The sequence below is a fragment of the Desulfonatronovibrio magnus genome (genome assembly GCF_000934755.1).
Lineage (GTDB): Bacteria > Desulfobacterota > Desulfovibrionia > Desulfovibrionales > Desulfonatronovibrionaceae > Desulfonatronovibrio > Desulfonatronovibrio magnus.
The window spans coordinates 15,789-33,707 of record NZ_JYNP01000038.1; the positions used below are offsets into that span (position 1 = coordinate 15,789).

At 55.4% G+C, this 17,919-nt stretch carries 9 protein-coding genes; all 9 read right to left on the bottom strand.

Going from position 1 to position 17,919, the window contains the following annotated elements; genetic code table 11:
- Positions 1-19 precede the first annotated feature (19 nt).
- The gene (locus LZ23_RS05300; RefSeq protein WP_045212236.1) at positions 20-244 is read right to left on the bottom strand and encodes a hypothetical protein; all 225 of its coding nucleotides are present in this window, start codon (positions 242-244) and stop codon (positions 20-22) included.
- Between the two features lie 269 nt (positions 245-513).
- The gene (locus LZ23_RS05305; RefSeq protein WP_045212238.1) at positions 514-1,668 is read right to left on the bottom strand and encodes a baeRF3 domain-containing protein; all 1,155 of its coding nucleotides are present in this window, start codon (positions 1,666-1,668) and stop codon (positions 514-516) included.
- 136 nt (positions 1,669-1,804) lie between these two features.
- Positions 1,805-2,224 carry an IS200/IS605 family transposase gene (tnpA, locus tag LZ23_RS05310; RefSeq protein WP_045212240.1) on the bottom strand — a complete coding sequence of 140 codons (420 nt, stop codon included), beginning with the start codon at positions 2,222-2,224 and terminating at the stop codon, positions 1,805-1,807.
- Positions 2,225-2,408: 184 nt separating this feature from the next.
- Complete coding sequence (locus LZ23_RS05315; protein ID WP_052507135.1) at positions 2,409-2,774, bottom strand: BON domain-containing protein; 366 nt, start codon at positions 2,772-2,774, stop codon at positions 2,409-2,411.
- Positions 2,775-3,225: 451 nt separating this feature from the next.
- A complete protein-coding gene (pyk, locus tag LZ23_RS05320; protein ID WP_045212242.1) occupies positions 3,226-4,668 on the bottom strand; it encodes a pyruvate kinase in 1,443 nt (480 codons plus the stop codon).
- Positions 4,669-4,705: 37 nt separating this feature from the next.
- Entirely contained in the window at positions 4,706-5,641 is a 936-nt protein-coding gene (locus LZ23_RS05325; RefSeq protein WP_045212243.1) for a 1-phosphofructokinase family hexose kinase, read from the bottom strand.
- Between the two features lie 296 nt (positions 5,642-5,937).
- Positions 5,938-8,676, bottom strand: coding sequence for a cation-transporting P-type ATPase (locus LZ23_RS05330; protein ID WP_045212245.1), 2,739 nt, complete (start codon positions 8,674-8,676; stop codon positions 5,938-5,940).
- A gap of 168 nt (positions 8,677-8,844) precedes the next feature.
- Positions 8,845-17,619, bottom strand: coding sequence for a glycoside hydrolase family 94 protein (locus LZ23_RS05335; protein WP_052507136.1), 8,775 nt, complete (start codon positions 17,617-17,619; stop codon positions 8,845-8,847).
- An 18-nt stretch (positions 17,620-17,637) separates the two neighbouring features.
- Positions 17,638-17,826, bottom strand: coding sequence for a Thivi_2564 family membrane protein (locus LZ23_RS05340; protein WP_045212247.1), 189 nt, complete (start codon positions 17,824-17,826; stop codon positions 17,638-17,640).
- Positions 17,827-17,919: the final 93 nt, after the last annotated feature.

Genomic DNA, 17,919 nt, shown 5'->3' on the forward strand with positions numbered 1-17,919 from the left:
TAATCATCTCCCAGTGCTTTCAGGACCTTATTGCGGGCACGGCTGATTTTTTTTGCGAAAGGCCGCATTGGTTCAGGCCCATCTTGCCAGCCATGCTTTTCTGAGACAGCCCCTGGACCTGCCATTCATAATGGTCAATGAGATGCGGTTCGGCCATGTCAATTTCATTTCCAAGCCTTTCAAGTCGCACATTAAGCCTGCCCCATTCATCCCGGTGAACAGGTTTGTTTCTTATACGCTTCAAGTTACGTAAGATCGAGTAGATAAAACACCCCATCCACAAACGGCAGATTTAAGAATCAAACTGGGCAATAGTCTTTTTATTAACCGTGTCTGTAGGGAAAACGCACATTTTCGTGAGGAATAATCCTATGAATAGGGACTTTCTCCCAGGTCATGCATTTCCCGGGCGAGGGGAATTAAAGCGTGTGGCGGTTCTAAGGAAGAAGAAACACTCTCCCCGTCGCATGAGATTTTTCCTTGCAAAAAAAGATTGTCCCCGTTTTCCGCGGCTCAATACCTGAAGATCGCGGCTGCTCCGGTTTTGGTCGGCATACGTTCGGTGGGGACGATGATCACGAGTCCGCCCCTCTTCAGGGTTAGCTCCCCAAGGTCGTCGAGCAGGTCGTCAACCTGTGGGTGGGACAAGTCGTCCGGATCAACATCGCCTGTAGCGGCGTTGATCCGGCCGGGAAGTACCCGGTCGGCTTCGATCAACAGGGTGGCGACCCGACCTTCCAGACCGGCCTTGGTGATTAGCGACGGATCGTCGCTGCCGAGTCCCTCGGACCATGCCTTGCCGAACTTTTCAACCAGATGGGCCAAACGCGCCAGGTATCGCGGCTCCACAAGCCGCCAGGCGAGCTTGCGGAGTTCTTCGACGGACGGCAGGGCATCCGGGTGGATATCGATGCTTTCCGGAATTAGAAACGGATTGCGGCTGAGTTCGTGGAACATATGGTGATGCTCAGGCAGGGAAGCCAGGATCAGCGGCAGGCCTGACGCCCGCGAGTGGTACTCCAGGATCGCCTGGTCAACGGCCCGGAAGAAGCGCTGTGCATCGCTGTCCACCTCAGACTCTTTACTGCCGTGGCCATGGTGCATGCCTTGTTCTCCTCCACCTGCACCTCCGTATGATGCGACTGTCTGATGCTGCTCGGTCAGTTCTTCTCCCAGAGCTTCGATCAAAGTCCGCGGAACGCCCTGAGCCGGTTCAATCTCACCCAGAACATCCCGGTTGCCCTCGAACAGCCTTATCGTATGCCTGTTCAATGCGAGAATCTGAAATCGGTCGGCCGACTGCAGAATGCGCAAAAGCGGCTTGATGTGGAAGCTGTCCGCCACAACGGCCAATTCCTGGGTCGGTCGCTGGAGGTTGTAGACCCGGAAAAAGCCTTTCGCGCCCAATATGGCCAGCCCGTCAAGGGTATGTTTCCAAAAGGAGGTGTCAACGGCTAACGCCCAGAAAGGTTTCAGCAGCGGCTGGATTTCGTCATCAGGGAAGCGTTGCTGAAGCGACTCCTCCAGCACCTTTACAAGGTTTTTAAAACGGATCCGATCCTGTTTGTTTTCCGGGTGCCCCCGGTGGGTCGACTGGTAGAGTGAAAGACAGGGGGGTTCGCACTTGCCCCAGATCGTGGACAAATCGTCTTTTCCAAATGTGTGCATTTTATTACCTTTTTAATTATGTGTCTGTTTAAAGAATCCTGACCCAAAGGGCCAGGAATTGAATTAGCCCCTGGAAGGGGCAAGACTGCCTTGCCCCCACAGGAGGCAAGGATTTACGCTGTCCCCGTTTGATTAATTATTGCTCGTACTTCTTTTCTTGCTCTTCTTGATATTTGACATATTTTCTGATTTTTTCTGAATCGAGGCCTACAGTGTCCACACAGTAACCTCGAGCCCAAAAATGATTACCCCAATAGGGTTTTTGCCTGAGCTGCTTGAACTTGTTCAGCACCCTGATGGCTGTTCGTCCTTTGACTGTACCCACAAAATTCGAAATCGATATTTTGGGGGGTACCATTACCAGAAGGTGCACATGGTCCAAAGGGATGCTGAGTTCTAATACCTCAGCTCTTTGATGTTGACAAAATGCCCGGATACAGCTCTCAACTTCTGCTGCCAATCTTCCTTTCAGTATTCGGAACCTGTATTTAGGGGTCCATACGATATGGTATTGGCAAAACCATATTGTATGGGATAGTTTTCGAAAACGGGCCATGGTTTACTTCTGTGTCAGGTTGTGGGGACAACGTGACATCGGGGTACCATGGACCGTTCAACTAGCAAAGCTGTTGAACTCTGACCCGGTCCAAAGGACCGGGATTTCTATGCCGATATTAAAAATGTTGCCCGCGCTGGTTTTTTAGCCATATTCAGTTTACCCCCCCCAGCTAAGGCCGCAATCACGAACCCTGGGCAGGCTTTCGAATTCGCGTGTAAAAGGTGATCCACGTATCCGACATCTCAGCGGGGCGTTCACCTTTTAATTCCAGTTCGTTGTTCACACTTTTCACTCCGGGCAGATTCGCCGCGGTCTCCTGAGCCAGTTGTTTGTGGGATTCTTCGGCGACCGTTCCCGATAACGTCACAACACCATCCTTGGACTGGATTTGAACATCTCCGTCCTTGAGGAATGTCTTGAACACGTAAGAATCTTTTGCGGATGAGACGATGCGGTCGTCCGTTACGGACGCGAAACTGATGCTGTTCAATAACACGAGTGAGAGCATGGCAACTGCCACAGCCAAGCGATACATTGATTTTTTCATGGTGCTTTTCTCCTTGTTTGGTTATGGTTGCAGTTCTTGAAATGTGTTCCGCGTTACACTTGTTTTTTGATTGTCATAGTATTTTCTCCTTGTTTGAAAATGTTATCTCTGCCGAAAACATGCAGAGTAGACTTTTTTTGAGGCAGATTTAAAAACAGCACGGCTTACACAAACGGCAGACTCAGGTGCTTAAACAGACAATACTCTTTTTATTAACCGTGTCTGTAGGGAAAACACACATTTTTCGTGAGGAATAATCACAAAAGGCGGGAATAATTCCCTGGATGGGCGAAAGGATGAATGGACGCGCTCCCCCTTTGTACATTTCGTGCCAGAACTCGCAGGCGGCGGCATGCTTATCCCGTGTGAAAAACGCAATCCAGCAGTATAGTCCAGGGTGGCAGACCCCGTTGATCTGTTCCTTTCAGTGGCTGTTGTCAGGCATAGGGGTTCACCGTGTTCTGATTATTTTGAGCGAATCGGTTTCGTGCATGTCTTGGGGTGATGCATCCTCAACCAAAATCACTCTCTCGTCTTTTTCAACCATTCCTGCCTTGTCCATAAACTGCATGACCCCATCGGCAAAGCCAGTTGTTTCATAGTCAATACAAACAGGATAAACCCCGTAAGACAGAGCCAGAAAATGATTCATTTTTTCATCGCCGCCACAGGAAAGTATCCAGCAGTCAGGTTTGAATCTGGAGATAAGGCAAGCGACGCCCTTGCTTTGCGTGCGGGTCAGTATGAAGCGCACATTTAATGCGTTTGCAGATTCGACGGCATTCAGGGAAACAATATTCTCAACTGTGGTATTGCCGGAACCCGCACCTGTTTTGAAGTATGCGGGCAGATCGGCCAAAGCACTGACAGCTTTTTTTTCCCGCTCTGCGGATGCTGCTATTTTGGTTATCATTTCAACCGTTTCTACAGGATATTTTCCTATAGCCGTCTCTTCGGACAACATCACCGCGTCTGTCCCATCAAAAATCGCATTGGCCACATCGGAGACCTCGGCACGGGTGGGCCTGATATTCTCAGTCATGGATAACAACATCTGCGTCGCTGTTATCACGGGCCGACCCAAAAGATTTGCCTTGTGGGTCAGTTTTTTCTGAACGGCAGGCACGTCTTCTAAAGGGATTTGAACCCCCAAGTCACCGCGTGCAATCATGATGGCATCCGCCGCGGAAAGAATCGCATCGAAATTGTCAAGGGCCTCGGGCCGCTCGATTTTGGCAATCACATACGCTGATTGCCCATCTTTTTGTGCAAAGCCCTTCACCTTGCGTATGTCATCCGCTGTCTCCGCAAATGAAACACCAAATGCATCCACGCCCTCCTGCAGGGCAAATGCGACGAACGCAAGGTCCGTGTCCGACACCGCATCTGCATATATATTTACTCCGGGAAGGGCTAATCCTTTGTAAGACAGGAGTGGACCGCCGATAACCGTTCGGCAGAAAACCTCCTCATCCGACACCCTGTCTACCTGGAGCTGTATGAAGCCGTCATTAAGGAAAATCAGGCTTCCCGGGCTTACACTCTCAGGCAGTCTCTTGTAATCAACAGGTATCTTGTTAGGTGTGCCGATAAGATCTTTAACGGTCAGTATGACCTCCTGCCCTTTTTTTAGAATAAGCGGCTCATCCAGGAGTTTACCGATTCGTATTTTGGGTCCGGGAAGATCCGCCATAATCAGGCAGTGACTTTGAAGCCTTGACGCCACCGCGCGTATCCGACGGATATCCTCCTTGTGCCCCTGCAAGGTTCCATGGGCGAAATTGAGCCGCGCCACATTCATGCCCTGCAGCATTAAGCGCTCCAAGACATCCTCTGAGCGGGAGGCCGGGCCAATGGTGCAGACGATTTTGGTTTTATAAGCCGGCAATCTCATGGCCGCCTCCCTGTTAAATTAAGGTAAATGGGATGGATCAAAGACTTGAAAGCATGTTTTCATACAACCTTTCGGCATCCTCTCTACGGCACAATTCCGTTCCCGGGGTCATGACGGCTGCCGTGCCGGCCGCCACGCCGAACAGGACGGATTCCCTGGGTGTTTTGCCCCGGGCAAGGCTCAAGACAATACCGGCCACCATGCTGTCCCCGGCCCCGACCTTACTGACAATCGGCACGGTCGGCGGCAGGATACGTTCGGAAATCTCGCTGGAAATCATCAAAGCGCCAGCCGCGCCCAGTGAGATGATCAGCATCTCGCAGTAGCCGTTCTTGACCATTTTTTGGGCCTCTGCCTTGATCTGTGATTCCTCTTTGATGTCCTTGCCGACCAATTCCCTGAACTCGCGAATATTGGGCTTGATCAGATACACGCCTTCCTTCAGCACCTTTTCCAGAGCTTCACCCGAAACGTCGATGACCGCTTTTGCGCCCCTGTTCTTTCCGGTACGAACCATCCGTGTATAATAGTCAGTGGGTACGCCCGGAGGAAGGCTTCCGCTGACCACTAAGTAATCGGGAGCCGGTTCTACGAACGACAATTCATCCAGGAACTGTTCCCTTTCTTGTTCTCTCAACTCTGGCCCCGGCATCCCGAAACGATACTGTCGGCCGGTGGATTCCTCCAGAATCACCAGACTCTCCCGGGTCAATCCCGCAATGGGAAACCGGTGATGGTCCAGGTCCTCCTGATCCAGGAGTTCTTGAAGTCTGGCGCCGGTCAGGCCCCCTGCAGGATAAAGGAGGATGGATTCCCCACCCAGTTTTTTGATGGCTCGGGAGACATTCACTCCGCCGCCTCCGGGTTCGAAACGTGGGGGTTTGCAGTACAGCTTTTGCTCGGCTACGACATGAGCAACACTTGAACTCTTGTCGATGGCCGGATTCAAAGTCATTGTCACGATGGTTTTCATGGATAGCCCTTTATCAGAATGTTTAAAAAAATTGTAACTGTTCACCACATATGGAATCTGACTATTCAACGGCAATGGATTCCGGCTTTCGCCGGAATGACGGAAAAGAGCAGCGGCCTGCTTTAACCGTCACCCCGGACCAGATCCGGGGTCCAGGTCTTCTTATTCGAACTTGCTGAATAGTTCCAAAAATTGTAACTGTTCAGCAAATTCCAGGTTGCTCCCTGTACCGAAGGCTGGATAGCGTTAACGCTATCCACTCCACTTACTTACTCGGATTTGCTGAGTAGCTACTTTTACTTTACCTTTTCAAATTTTCGATACACGACTTTTTCGAGTTCCGACAGGGTGAAGACCATCAGGCCGATACCCAGTGGAACCAGCCAATGGCGAAGTTCCAAAGGGGCTGAACCGAACCAGAGATTCATGAACGGCGCATAAACGAAAATGAGTTGGAAGAGGATCAGGACTCCGGAAGCGATCAAGGCGACCTTGTTGCTCAGAAGCCGGGAGGGCAGCCACGCGGCTTCTCGAAGAAAGCGGCTGTTGAACAGGTAGAAAAGTTGGCCGGCCACTAAAGTGTTCACACAGACGGTGCGCACGATTTCTACGTCCATGTCCAGGGACATTTCCACATGGAAAACAGCCAGGGTGGCCCCTCCGATAAGTACGGAGACAAAGCCGATCCGCCAGAGAAAGTAACCGCCCAGAATGGCCGTACCGGGACGGCGCGGAGGACGGGACATCAGGTCTGGTTCGGAAGGTTCAAAGGCCAGGGCCATGGCCAGGGTGATGGCAGTCACCATGTTCACCCAAAGGATTTGGACCGGTGTCAAAGGGAGCACGGCAAAGCCGGCGACGATGGCGGTGAGGACGACCAACCCTTCAGCGCCGTTGGTCGGGAGAAGAAACAAAATCGCCTTGCGCAGGTTGTCATAAATGGTACGGCCTTCTTCCACGGCGTGTTCAATGGTGGCGAAATTGTCGTCCATGAGTACGATCTCCGCGGCCTCCTTGGTTGCCTCGGTGCCCTTGATGCCCATGGCTATACCGACATCGGCCCGTTTCAGAGCCGGAGCGTCGTTGACTCCGTCTCCGGTCATGGCCACCACTTCCTTTTCGGCTTGCAGGGCCGTGACCAGGCGTAACTTGTGTTCAGGGCTGGTGCGGGCAAAAATGTCGTGCTTCATGGCCAGGCGGCGCATTTCCGTATCGCTCGCGGCTTCCAGCTCCGGTCCGGTGATGGCCGCCGTGCCGTTGCCGATCCCCATTTCCTTGCCGATGGCCATGGCCGTGGCCGCATGGTCTCCGGTGATCATCTTCACCCGGATGCCGGCTTCGCGGCAGATCTTGATTGCCGCAATGGCCTCGGTGCGGGGGGGGTCAACAATGCCCACCAGGCCGGCAAAGATCATCTTTTGATCAACGTCTTCCAAAGACAGGGCCTGGCTTTTGGTCAGTCGCACCGAGTCCGAATCTTCACGGGGAAGTTCTTGCCAGGCCGCGGCCAGGATTCTTTGACCCTGAGCGGCCAGTTCCTCCAGCCTGGCTTCCCACATGGCACGGTCCAGGGGCTCGGTGCCGCCGTCAGCGGCAAGCTGGAGCGTGCAACGGTCTAGCAGACGGTCTGGCGCACCTTTGAGCAACAGAAGGATTTTTTCTTCAGGACTTTTATTCAGGGTGGCCATGAACTTGGTTTCGGATTCAAAAGGAAGCTCCGCCAGGCGAATATATGGCGTTGGATCAAATTCAGCCTTGCGGCCCAGAGTGCGCAGCGCTCCTTCCGTGGGCTCGCCGTTCAGTTTCCAGCGACCGTCCTCCTCGAAGATAATTGCGTCATTGCACACGGCCATGATCTCAATAACCTGCAAGAGATCGGAATTGTCTCCGAGTTCGGCGCGTTGTTCGTCCGCCCCTCGGATGTGGCCTTCGGGAATGTAGCCGGTGCCGCTGACGTGGTAGGTTTGGGTCGCGGTCACCACGGCCCTGGCGGTCATCTCGTTGCGGGTCAGGGTGCCGGTCTTGTCCGAACAGATCACCGTCACCGAACCCAGGGTTTCTACGGCGGGCAAGCGGCGGATAATGGCCTTGCGCAGGGCCATGCGCTGCACGCCCAAGGCCAGTGTGATGGACAGAATGGCCGGCAGTCCTTCGGGAATAGCGGCCACGGCAAAGCCGATGGCCGCAAAAAAGAGGTCTTCCATGGGCATGTCATGGAGTAGCCACCCGACAGCAAACATCAGGCCGGCCAGGAAGAGAATGACCACGGACAGCACCTTGCCGAAGTAGGCCATCTGGCGTGTCAACGGAGTAGCCAGTTTTTCCACTTCCTGGATCATTTTGTTGATTCGGCCAAGTTGGGTTTGTAAACCGGTGTGTACGACCACGCCCACGCCGCGTCCGGCCGCCACAAGGCACCCGGAATACGCCATGCTTTTGCGATCCCCCAGGGGGGCGTCCTTAAGCACGGGGTCGGTCTGCTTGGCCGCGGCAACGGATTCGCCGGTCAGTGCGGATTCCTCGATGCGCAGGTTTGTGGTGTTCAACAGCCGTATATCCGCTGGAACCTTGTCCCCGGAGCGCAAACGGACGATGTCTCCTGGAACCAGCAACTCCGCTTCGATGTCATGAAAATCTCCGCCGCGACGGACCTGGGCGTGCAGGGAGAGCATCTTGCGAATGCCGGCCAGGGCCTCTTCGGCCTTGCCCTCCTGGAAAAAACCGATCAACGCGTTGATGACTACCACGCCCAGAATGACGAAGGTGTCTATCCAGTGACCCAGCAGAGCGGTGATGCCGGCCGCGGCCAGCAGGATGTAGATCAGGATGTCATGAAAATGTTTGAAAAAGCGTTTCAGTAATCCATCCGGCTCCGGCTCCGGCAGTTTGTTCGGGCCGAAGCGTTCCAGGCGCTTTTGGGCATCGTCCGGTTCCAGCCCGACAGCCTGGCTTTGCAACGTGTCGAGGCACTCTTGTACCGTGAGGGCATGGGGATGTTTGATGATGGTGTTGTTCGTGTCTGGTTGTGTGGACATGGTGAGGTTCCTAAAAAAGTTACTCTGGCTGCCTGAGGCGATGCCTGGATCAGTTTTTGCAGCTTGTCTAATATTCCCGCTATCGCAAACACAGGAAGTCCAAAGATCACATGGAAGAAAATTTGTAACTGCCGGGTGGACTCATAGTTGGCCAGATGGTCGTCAATATCAGCATGTCAGCACTACTTCCACAGTATGATCTTGTCTGTCATCCACAAGCGCAATGGTCATTTCCTGTTGTACCACCCCGTCCATCGTAACACTCGCCTCTCTGTCCCCGTCAGCCTGTTGTTGTCTGATATTGATATGGTACATGGTTTCCCGAAAGCGGTAACGGATCGTAAAAGCGTCCCACTGTGTGGAGAGGCAGGGTTCGAAAGACAATCTGTTCGCTTCCAGCCTGAAACCCAGCAGGGATTCCATGATCAGGCGGTACATCCACGCGGCTGATCCCGTATACCACGTCCATCCTCCCCTGCCTGTGTGCGGCTTGACAGCGTAAACGTCTGCCGCGACCACGTAGGGTTCGACCTTGTATTTGTTCGCTTCTTCAGGAGAATTTCCGTGATTGACGGGGTTGATCATGGCGAACAGTTCCCAGGCGCGGCGCTTGTCCCCCAGTGCGGCAAAGGCCATGGTCGTCCAGATGGCGGCGTGGGTGTACTGTCCGCCGTTTTCGCGTACTCCAGGGACGTAACCTTTGATATATCCCGGATTCAATGAGGATTTATCAAATGGCGGGTCAAAAAGCTGAATCAGGTTGTCTTCCCGGCGCACCAGGTGCTCGTCCACCGCTTCCATGGCCGTCCGTACACGCTCTTTGCGGCCCATCCCGGACAGGACCGACCAGCTTTGGGCTATTGAATCGATCCGGCATTCCGGACTTTCAGCAGAGCCCATGGGGGTGCCGTCATCAAAATACGCCCGAAGATACCATGCCCCGTCCCAGCCATGTTCCTCAATGTTTCTGCCAAGCTGTGCAGCCTCATCTAGGCATTGTCGGGCAAAGTCCAGATCGCCGCGCAGCTTGGCGACCTCGGCGAATCGGTTCAGCACCTCGCACAGAAAAAAGGCCAGCCACACGCTTTCCCCTTTGCCTTCGTGGCCGACCATGTTCATGCCGTCGTTCCAGTCGCCGGATCCCATCAGGGGCAGTCCGTGCTCACCGAACCTGAGTCCCCTCTGGATTGCACGTACGCAATGCTCATACAAGTCGGCAGTTTCTTCGGACCTGACCGGAAGATCATAATAGGATTCCTCCTTGTGATCCAGCTGGCGGCCGTTGATGAAGTGAATCGATTCGTCCAGCACCCCCGTATCCCCGGTACTCAGGACGTAGCGGCAGGTGGCCAGGGGCAGCCAGAGATAGTCGTCGGAACATTTGGTCCGCACCCCTCTGCCGGTTGGCGGGTGCCACCAGTGCTGAACATCGCCTTCTGGAAACTGGCGGCCGGCGCAGCGGAGTAGATGCGCACGCACAAGACCCGGCTCGGCATGGATCAGGGCCATGGAGTCCTGCAACTGGTCACGGAAGCCAAAGGCGCCTCCGGACTGATAGTAGCCGCTTCGGCCCCAGAACCGGCAGGCAATGGTCTGGTACAAAAGCCAGCCATTGACAAGGAGATCCACGGACTTGTCGGGTGTTTCCACCTGGACGGCGCTCAGGGTGTGATTCCAGTATTGCCATACAGCCTCCAGGGCTTTTCGCGCTGCAGTGGAATCACGATAGCGCCTGGCTAGACGTGCGGCCTCGTCACCGTCTCGCCCGGCGCCGAGGGTGAACACGATCTCGCGGTCTTCACCGTCGTCCAGATCAAAAACAACATGCATGGCCGCGCATGGATCCATTGCGGCTCCGACCCTGCCGGAGAGGCGGGACCGGGTCATGGCCGCGGGGCGGGCCAGGGTTCCATTGCGACCGATAAATTCGGTCCGATCCGCGGTTACCGTTCTGGTGGCGTGATCCACGTTAAAGAAGGCCACCCGTCTGCTGAATTCGGTGTTGTACGGGTTGTTCGCCAGAATCGCGCCGCTTTCAGGGTCGATCTCGGTGCTCACATGCATTCCTGTCTTGGGACGCACATCCCCCAGCACCCACTCGGCAAATCCGCTCACTGAGAGCCGTCGCGGACGGCCGCACCGATTGCGCACCTTGAGCACCGTGAACTTGACCGGCGCGTTCATGGCCACAAAGACCCATACCTCCGAACTGATGCCGCGCTCTGTGTGTTCGAACACCGTGTATCCGAATCCGTGCCGGGTGACGTAGGGAGAAGCGCCTCTGACGGGATGCGGCATGGGAGACCAGAAATGGCCGCGATCTTCGTCGCGCAGGTAAAAGGCCTCCCCGCTTAAATCCATGACAGGATCATTGTGCCATGGGGTGAGGCGAAATTCGTGGGCGTTCTCGCTCCAGGAGTAGGTTGGGCCGTTTTCCGAGACAATGGCGCCGAAATTCGGATTGGCCAGCACGTTGACCCACGGGGCCGGTGTGACCTGCCCGCGACTGGTTGAAATGACGTACTCATGACCATCCGGGGTGAATCCCCCGATTCCGTTGAAGAACAGGAGGTCTTCACGGGGCAGGGCCGCTACAGTGGGCTGCAGGGTGCGAAAAATTCGGGTCGGCTCCAGGGCTGGAATGTTCGGTTGATTAAGATCAACGCGGTTCAGTTGATCCTCGAGGGTTCCCAGGCTGTCGCGAATGACTATGCGGGCCAGGGCCTGAAAGATGATCCGGTCTTCCTCAGAAATTTGATCAGCGTTGCGCACAAACACTTCACCCGGTCGATCTGCCCGCTTGCCATGCACTCCGGCGGCGATAAACCCCATGATCTGGTCGTGCAGAACCTGCCGATAACCGGCATGATCTTCATTGATGATCACCATATCCACGGGCAGCCCTTTGAGTCGCCAGTATGCATGGGCCTGAATGAGCTGGCGGGCCAACTGGATGTTCTCCCGATCCTCGATCCACAGCAGGACAATGGGCAGGTCTCCGGAGATGGAATAGCCCCAGAGGCTGGATTGTCCCCGAAAATTTTTCATGATCAGGCTGGAATGGGGGCGCAGTCCTGAATTGGCGTAGAGAACCGAGGCCGCAAGCCGCCCGTAGAGCTGCGCCTCAGCTTCCGTGGCGTTAATCTGTTGCAGAAGGACCTGGCTATGGGTCCATGCCAGCTCAAAAACACGGTCCACAAGATATCGATCCCGGTATTTGCCCACCAGGCCCGCACAGACATCGCGGGTTTTTGCTGCTCCGGTGAATATGTTTACGGTTGCCGATGCTTGCGGCTCCAGGGTGATTTGACAGCGAATTGCTACGATGGGGTCAAGGACCGGACCTTCGCTGCCGGAAAGGGGAGAGAGGCTCTGCATGGCTTCTGGATCGGCAGGGGTGTTCCCGCGACCGATAAACCGCAACCGGTCGGTCTCATAGGACATCTCACCTATGTCCGCATCGTGGACAGCCATGGTATGAAACATCCACGGCGGTTTCTCGTCTGCAAACCGGGGCCTTCGGGTGGCCATAATTGCGCACTGGGGCCTGATTATCTCGGTCTGAACAAAGAGATTGCTGAAGGCCTGATGCGCTGCGTCGGATGCAGGGGATGCCAGGACGACTTCAGCATAACTGGTTACTTCGATGGTTCTGCGGGTTGTGGATCGGTTGGTAATGGTGACCCGGCGCAGTTCAGTATCATCCTCGGGTGAAACAGCAATTTCGGTATGGGTGTTAATATCCTCGTCCCGGCGGCGGAACTCAACCCGGCCTTCGGAAAATATTGCTTCGTAGTGATCAGGCGACTTAAGCGTAGGCTGGTGCGCCGCGGACCAGAAGACACCGCTGGAAATGTCCCGGATATAGCAGAAAGCCCCCCAATTATCGCATGTTCCGTCTTCACGCCACCTGGTCACGGCCAGATCTTTCCAGCGGCTGTACCCGGCTCCTGCATTGGTGACCATGACATGGTATGTTCCGTTGGACAGGAGCTGCACCTCAGGGATGGGCGTATTGGGAGTTGTGGAGATGCGCAGAGGCTTTTCCTTCAAAGATGCCGACGTCTTCCGTGATTCGGAAAGTTTCGATATTTGCGAATGATATGCCGTGGCCTTGGGCAGCCGTTCCTGAAGCAGCAGTACAGTCGCCTGAAACATGGGATTCGCTTCGAACCGTTTCTGCATGGGTTGGTCCAGCAGCAGATGCGTCAGGGCGAGCAGGCTCATGCCTTGATGGTGGGCCATGTAGGACTGAACCACGGCACTGGTTCGTCCGCGAGGAAGATGACTTGGAGTGTAGTCAATGGCCTCGTATAAGCCGTACCTGCCTTGAAAACCACGGGACGAGAGATCTTCAAGATTGCGACAGGCCGCCTCGGGTGCCACCATGAGCGCCAACGCCGAAGCATGGGGGGTGATGACCAAATCTTCGGCTAACCCTCGTTTCAGGCCGAGGCCGGGCACCCCGAAGGCCTTGTACTGGTAGTTGAACTGACTGTCGGTCATGTTGTAGCCTGATTCCGAAATTCCCCAGGGTACGCCACGTAGCTTGCCGTAGTCGATCTGTCTGGCCACGGCGGCCCTGCAGCTTTGATTAAGAATCGTCTGATCATAGGTGGGCATCAGCAAAAGGGGCATCAGATATTCAAACATGGAACCGCTCCAGGAAAGAAGGACCGACTCTCCGCCGGCAATGGTCAGCAGACGTCCCAGGGCAAACCAGCTTTCCTGAGGAAGTTGCCCCTGGGCAATGGCAACGAAACTGCTTAGTCGCGCTTCCGAAGCCAGCAGGTCGTAGAAGCTTCCGTCCCTGCGCCCCTCGCTGACGTTGTAGCCGATGGCCAGGAGACGGCGGGTGCTGTTGTACAGGAAGTCAAATTCCATGTTCCGGGCAAGTTCCTGGCAACGGTGCGCAAGATTTTCCAGGCGGACGATTCTTCTCCCGGCATTTAGGCTGGATTCGGTGATCAGCTGTTGGATCTTGTCCAGGCGTTGTTTTTCTTCCGGCGTCCCGCTGCTCTGGCGTGATTCCTCTATTAACGACATCACCTCGTTGTCCAGGCCGGCCACCCGGCGAAGTGTGAGGCTTTCCCCGAGGGAGGGAATGTAGTCGACAATCATCCCGGCAAGCGAAGGTTCGGCCCAGGGCGCCAGCACGTTCAGCTCGTCAATCACATCCCGGCACTGTTGCTCAAGGGACCGCGCCCACCACAAGGCGTCGCTCTCAGGGTCGGCTTCGAAGCTCAGGACCACCCCCCCGGCGGATGTGGCCAGCCGGCCGAGGCACGCCTTCAGGTCCCAAAGGGTCGTGTCCGGCGGGGTCTTCTCCGGCGGGGAAGACCGGACAGACTCCATGTCTTTGATAAATTGCGTAAGCTCCGCGGGTATGCTTTCACTCGAGACATCCATGAGTACCAGGGCTGTATCGACAATTCCGTCGAACAGTCGTTCTCTCGTGAGCTTCTCGTCGGGAAGCGCGAGCAACCCTTCCCGCAAGGTCATCAGGCTTGCTGCCAGGTTCCCGCTGTCCACCGACGAAACGAACATGGGCAAAAGCGGATTGAGGGTTTGGGTGTCGTACCAGTTGTAGAAGTGGCCGCGGTACCGTTCCAGCCCATCCATTGCGCCCAGGGCGTTCTCCGTGCGATCCATGAAGCGCCCGTCGGTGATGTAGCCGAAGTCGCGGGCCGACAGATTCGAGAGCAGCGCAAATCCCATGTTGGTGGGCGACGTACGGTGGGCCACCACCTCGCGCGGGGCTTCCTGAAAGTTGTCCGGGGGCAGCCAGTTGTCTTCAGGACCGACGAATTGTTCGAAAAAGGCCCAGGTCTTGCGGGAAAGCTTGCGCAGGAAGACCAATTGATCATCGGTCAACCGGACTCTCCGGGGCCTGATGGGCAGACTGATCCACCAGGCGATGAGGGGTGAGGCAAACCAGAGGATCAGCACCGGCAAGGCTGCGGGCAGGGCCATTGTCCGGGTTTGAAACAGATAAGCTGCCACAATGATTGCCGCGATCGGAGCGATCCACATCCTGCGATACGATGCGCCAAGCATCGACAAACCTGACCCTGTTCGTCCCGTGCCTTGGGCAAGGCCCGGCGGGTTCCATTCCAGAAGCCCCCGGCCGGATACGCCCATCCGCCACATGGTTCGCAGGATGGCGGCGCCATTGGTGGCCGCCTCATACGGCAGGCAGAGCAGCGTGAACGTAGATTGGGCGAGGCATCTCCCGATGACCTGGACCGAGCTTGCGAGGTGATGGCTCATCAGGGCGTGGCCGGTCGTATTGAAGAATCCCATCAGACAGTTGATCAGGGCCGGAACCAGCACGATACCGATGACCGCCGCGGTCCAGAACCAGGGCGAGGCCGAGATGGTCCAGCCGAATAAGAGCAGGAGGGTCAGCGCCATGGGCATGAGGCTGCGCCGGAGATTGTCGAAGATCTTCCACCGGGACAGGAATGAGAGCGCGTTCCTTGTGAATTTCGTCTTCGGGCCGGGAACTCCCGGAAACAGCCATCGCAGGATCTGCCAGTCCCCACGGATCCAGCGTACACAGCGATCCATATCCGCGTCGTAGCGCGCCGGATACTCCTCAATGAGCTGTACATCGCTGATCAGTCCTGATCGGGCATGGCAGCCCTCGATAAGGTCGTGGCTGAGGATCATATTTTCGGGGAAACGATCCTTGAGGACCTGCTCGAAGGCGTCGACGTCGTAAATTCCCTTGCCGATGTACGAACCTTCGCTGAAGAGGTCTTGATAGAGGTCTGAGGTAACCCCGGTGTAGGGATCGATACCAGCGTCAATTCCGTGCATGCGGGCATAGCGCGACCTGTTTGCTCCCGGCAGACTGACCGCCACCCTGGGCTGCAGGATGCCGTATCCGGACACGATGCGCCCCTGGTCCGCATCGTATTGGGGATGGTTCAAGGGATGGGCCATGGCACCCACGAGCTGCCACGCGCTATCCCGCGGAAGGTCCGTGTCCGTGTCCAGGGTGATGACGTATTTTACGCTCTGCAGCACGTCGAGGTTTCCAACAATGTGCGAGAAATTTACATCAGTGCCTTTATGGGAATCCCTTGAATTGCCGCCACGGAGCAGCGCATTAAGCGCGGCCAGCTTGCCACGCTTGCGTTCATGGCCCATCCAGATTTGTTCCTTTGGATTCCATTGGCGAGGTCGATGAAAGAGAAAGAAAATGTCTTCATTGGCCCCGTATGTCGCATTAAGTCTTTGGATTCCTTGCCTGGCCAGCAAAACCAGAGATTCGTCTTCAGGGGTCCTTTCCTCAGAGGCGTCCAGAAAGTCGGTCAGCAGGCCAAAGCGCAGGTTTTCCTCCTGGCCGGCCAGAAACCGGACCTCCAGAGCATCAGTTAATTTCGTGATATGTTCAGAACTGGAAAGCATGGCCGGAACCACGACCAGGGTGGACGATTCCGGAGGAATGCCCTTGGAAAAATCCATGCGGGGGAGTCTATGCGGTTTGGCAAGACGAACAGCAATGAGGTTGATCAGCGCCATGACCACCTGGCTTACCGCCAGCAGAGAGAGCCCGCCCACGAACCAGAGCAGCACTCCGTCCACCCCGTCTGAACGGGTTTTTGCCAGCAGGGCGGCACAAATAATCACCGAGACCAAGGCAATAGAGCCGAGATACAGGAACAAAGGGAACCGGCCACCGGGGCCGCGGATTATATCCAGAACCGTTGACCTGAACTTGACCCGGTCTTTGAGGTCTGCAAGACCCTGGTCAATGAGGTAGAAGCCAACATGACCCTCCCGGCTGTGGCCATCCGCCCGGACGCTGTTTTCCTTAGCTAGCTCAATGGCTGCACGGGCCACGGCCACTTCGTTGAATGCGCTTTTCCTGGCGACTTCCTCTATGATGTGCCGGTATTGGTCACGGGTGTTGAAATGCATCCGGCCATGAATTCCGGCCGGGTCCTGTTGCAGGATGTTCTCAACAGCGCTCAGGGTCTCCACGAATCCTTGCCAGTCGATGACGCTCAGAACGCGCAGGCCCGAGATGCTGTTGCTGATGGAAAGCTGATCAGCAGCCTGTTGTTGATTCTCAGACTGCACCATCTGATCGATGGTCAGGTTGGATTCTGAAAGTTGCTGCTCGATCCAGGCCAGAGGCAGTGAGAATGCGGTACCCTGTCCATGAAGACGCCGAACCAGCTCCGCGACAAAGGAACTGGTCATGGGCGGTGTTGCCCTGGCCATGTCGGCAACAGTGAGGATCAGTCGTTTCTGGTCGTTTTGCGCTGTCTCTATGATGTTATCAGCCCACTGCCCGGCCAGATCGCGATTTGTCCGGTTCACGGCGATTCGAGCGGCAATCCGCCTCAGATTCTCGATCAGAGCCAGGCGCAGCATGATCGGAATGGCCCACAACTCTCCCAGACACAGTGGCGTAACCGTCTGATAGGCAGCGACAAATCCGCTCAGGCTTTCCAGATCCACCCGTCCGTCGCCGTGAGCGATCGTCTCCAGGGCAATGTCGTACACCCGGGGAAGGTCTCTGGACGGGCCGTCCTTCAGACGGGGAAGCTTTTTGGCGTAGCCCTTGGGCAACAGTTTTCTTGCCACCAGAATCTGTTCTTCGATCAGATAGAAGTTATCCAGCAGCCATTCCCCTGCAGGGATAATCACACGGTTGGCCTGCACGACCTCAGTCAACAGATCGCGAACCTCGAAAAGGACCTTCTCGTTCTTGGCAAGCCTGGCCAGCAGTCGCTCCGGGGCTTGCTTCGCGCTCAAAGTATGCAGGTCCGCGAGAATTTTGCCGTGCTCCTCCATCTGGGAGGTGCTGAACAATTCGGAGCGCAGCGGGGCTTCGTCGCCTTTGTTCTCCTGAAAACGGGGATCCCCGCGCAGACGCCCCAGGAATTGCGCTGATTTCTCGATAATTGCCGATGTGGTAAGCGTCATGATAAAAACCACCAGCGCTTACCCAACGCGAATCCCTGATAAAGAGCCAATCACCCCGAAGACATTCAGCAGCCAAATAACCACCGCGATAATAACGACGACATTTAATATTGTTTTAATGGTGGACTGCATCGGTATGTAGTTGTTAATCAGCCACAGAACCACACCTATGACAACCAGAATAATAATTAAATTGATAATGGGCATAGTTTTTCTCCTTTTTCATTTGATGATGGCGCGTCGTTACACCCATGTGTTAGCAATTCGGGCTTGAAAAACGGATTCCGGCCCAGTTGTTTT

Bases quoted from the DNA above. Each gene is read 5' to 3' on its own strand.
- tnpA (WP_045212240.1), bottom strand. From the start codon at position 2,224: ATGGCCCGTTTTCGAAAACTATCCCATACAATATGGTTTTGCCAATAC.
- LZ23_RS05315 (WP_052507135.1), bottom strand. From the start codon at position 2,774: ATGAAAAAATCAATGTATCGCTTGGCTGTGGCAGTTGCCATGCTCTCA.
- LZ23_RS05340 (WP_045212247.1), bottom strand. From the start codon at position 17,826: ATGCCCATTATCAATTTAATTATTATTCTGGTTGTCATAGGTGTGGTT.
- LZ23_RS05305 (WP_045212238.1), bottom strand. From the start codon at position 1,668: ATGCACACATTTGGAAAAGACGATTTGTCCACGATCTGGGGCAAGTGC.
- LZ23_RS05335 (WP_052507136.1), bottom strand. From the start codon at position 17,619: ATGACGCTTACCACATCGGCAATTATCGAGAAATCAGCGCAATTCCTG.
- pyk (WP_045212242.1), bottom strand. From the start codon at position 4,668: ATGAGATTGCCGGCTTATAAAACCAAAATCGTCTGCACCATTGGCCCG.
- LZ23_RS05325 (WP_045212243.1), bottom strand. From the start codon at position 5,641: ATGAAAACCATCGTGACAATGACTTTGAATCCGGCCATCGACAAGAGT.
- LZ23_RS05330 (WP_045212245.1), bottom strand. From the start codon at position 8,676: ATGTCCACACAACCAGACACGAACAACACCATCATCAAACATCCCCAT.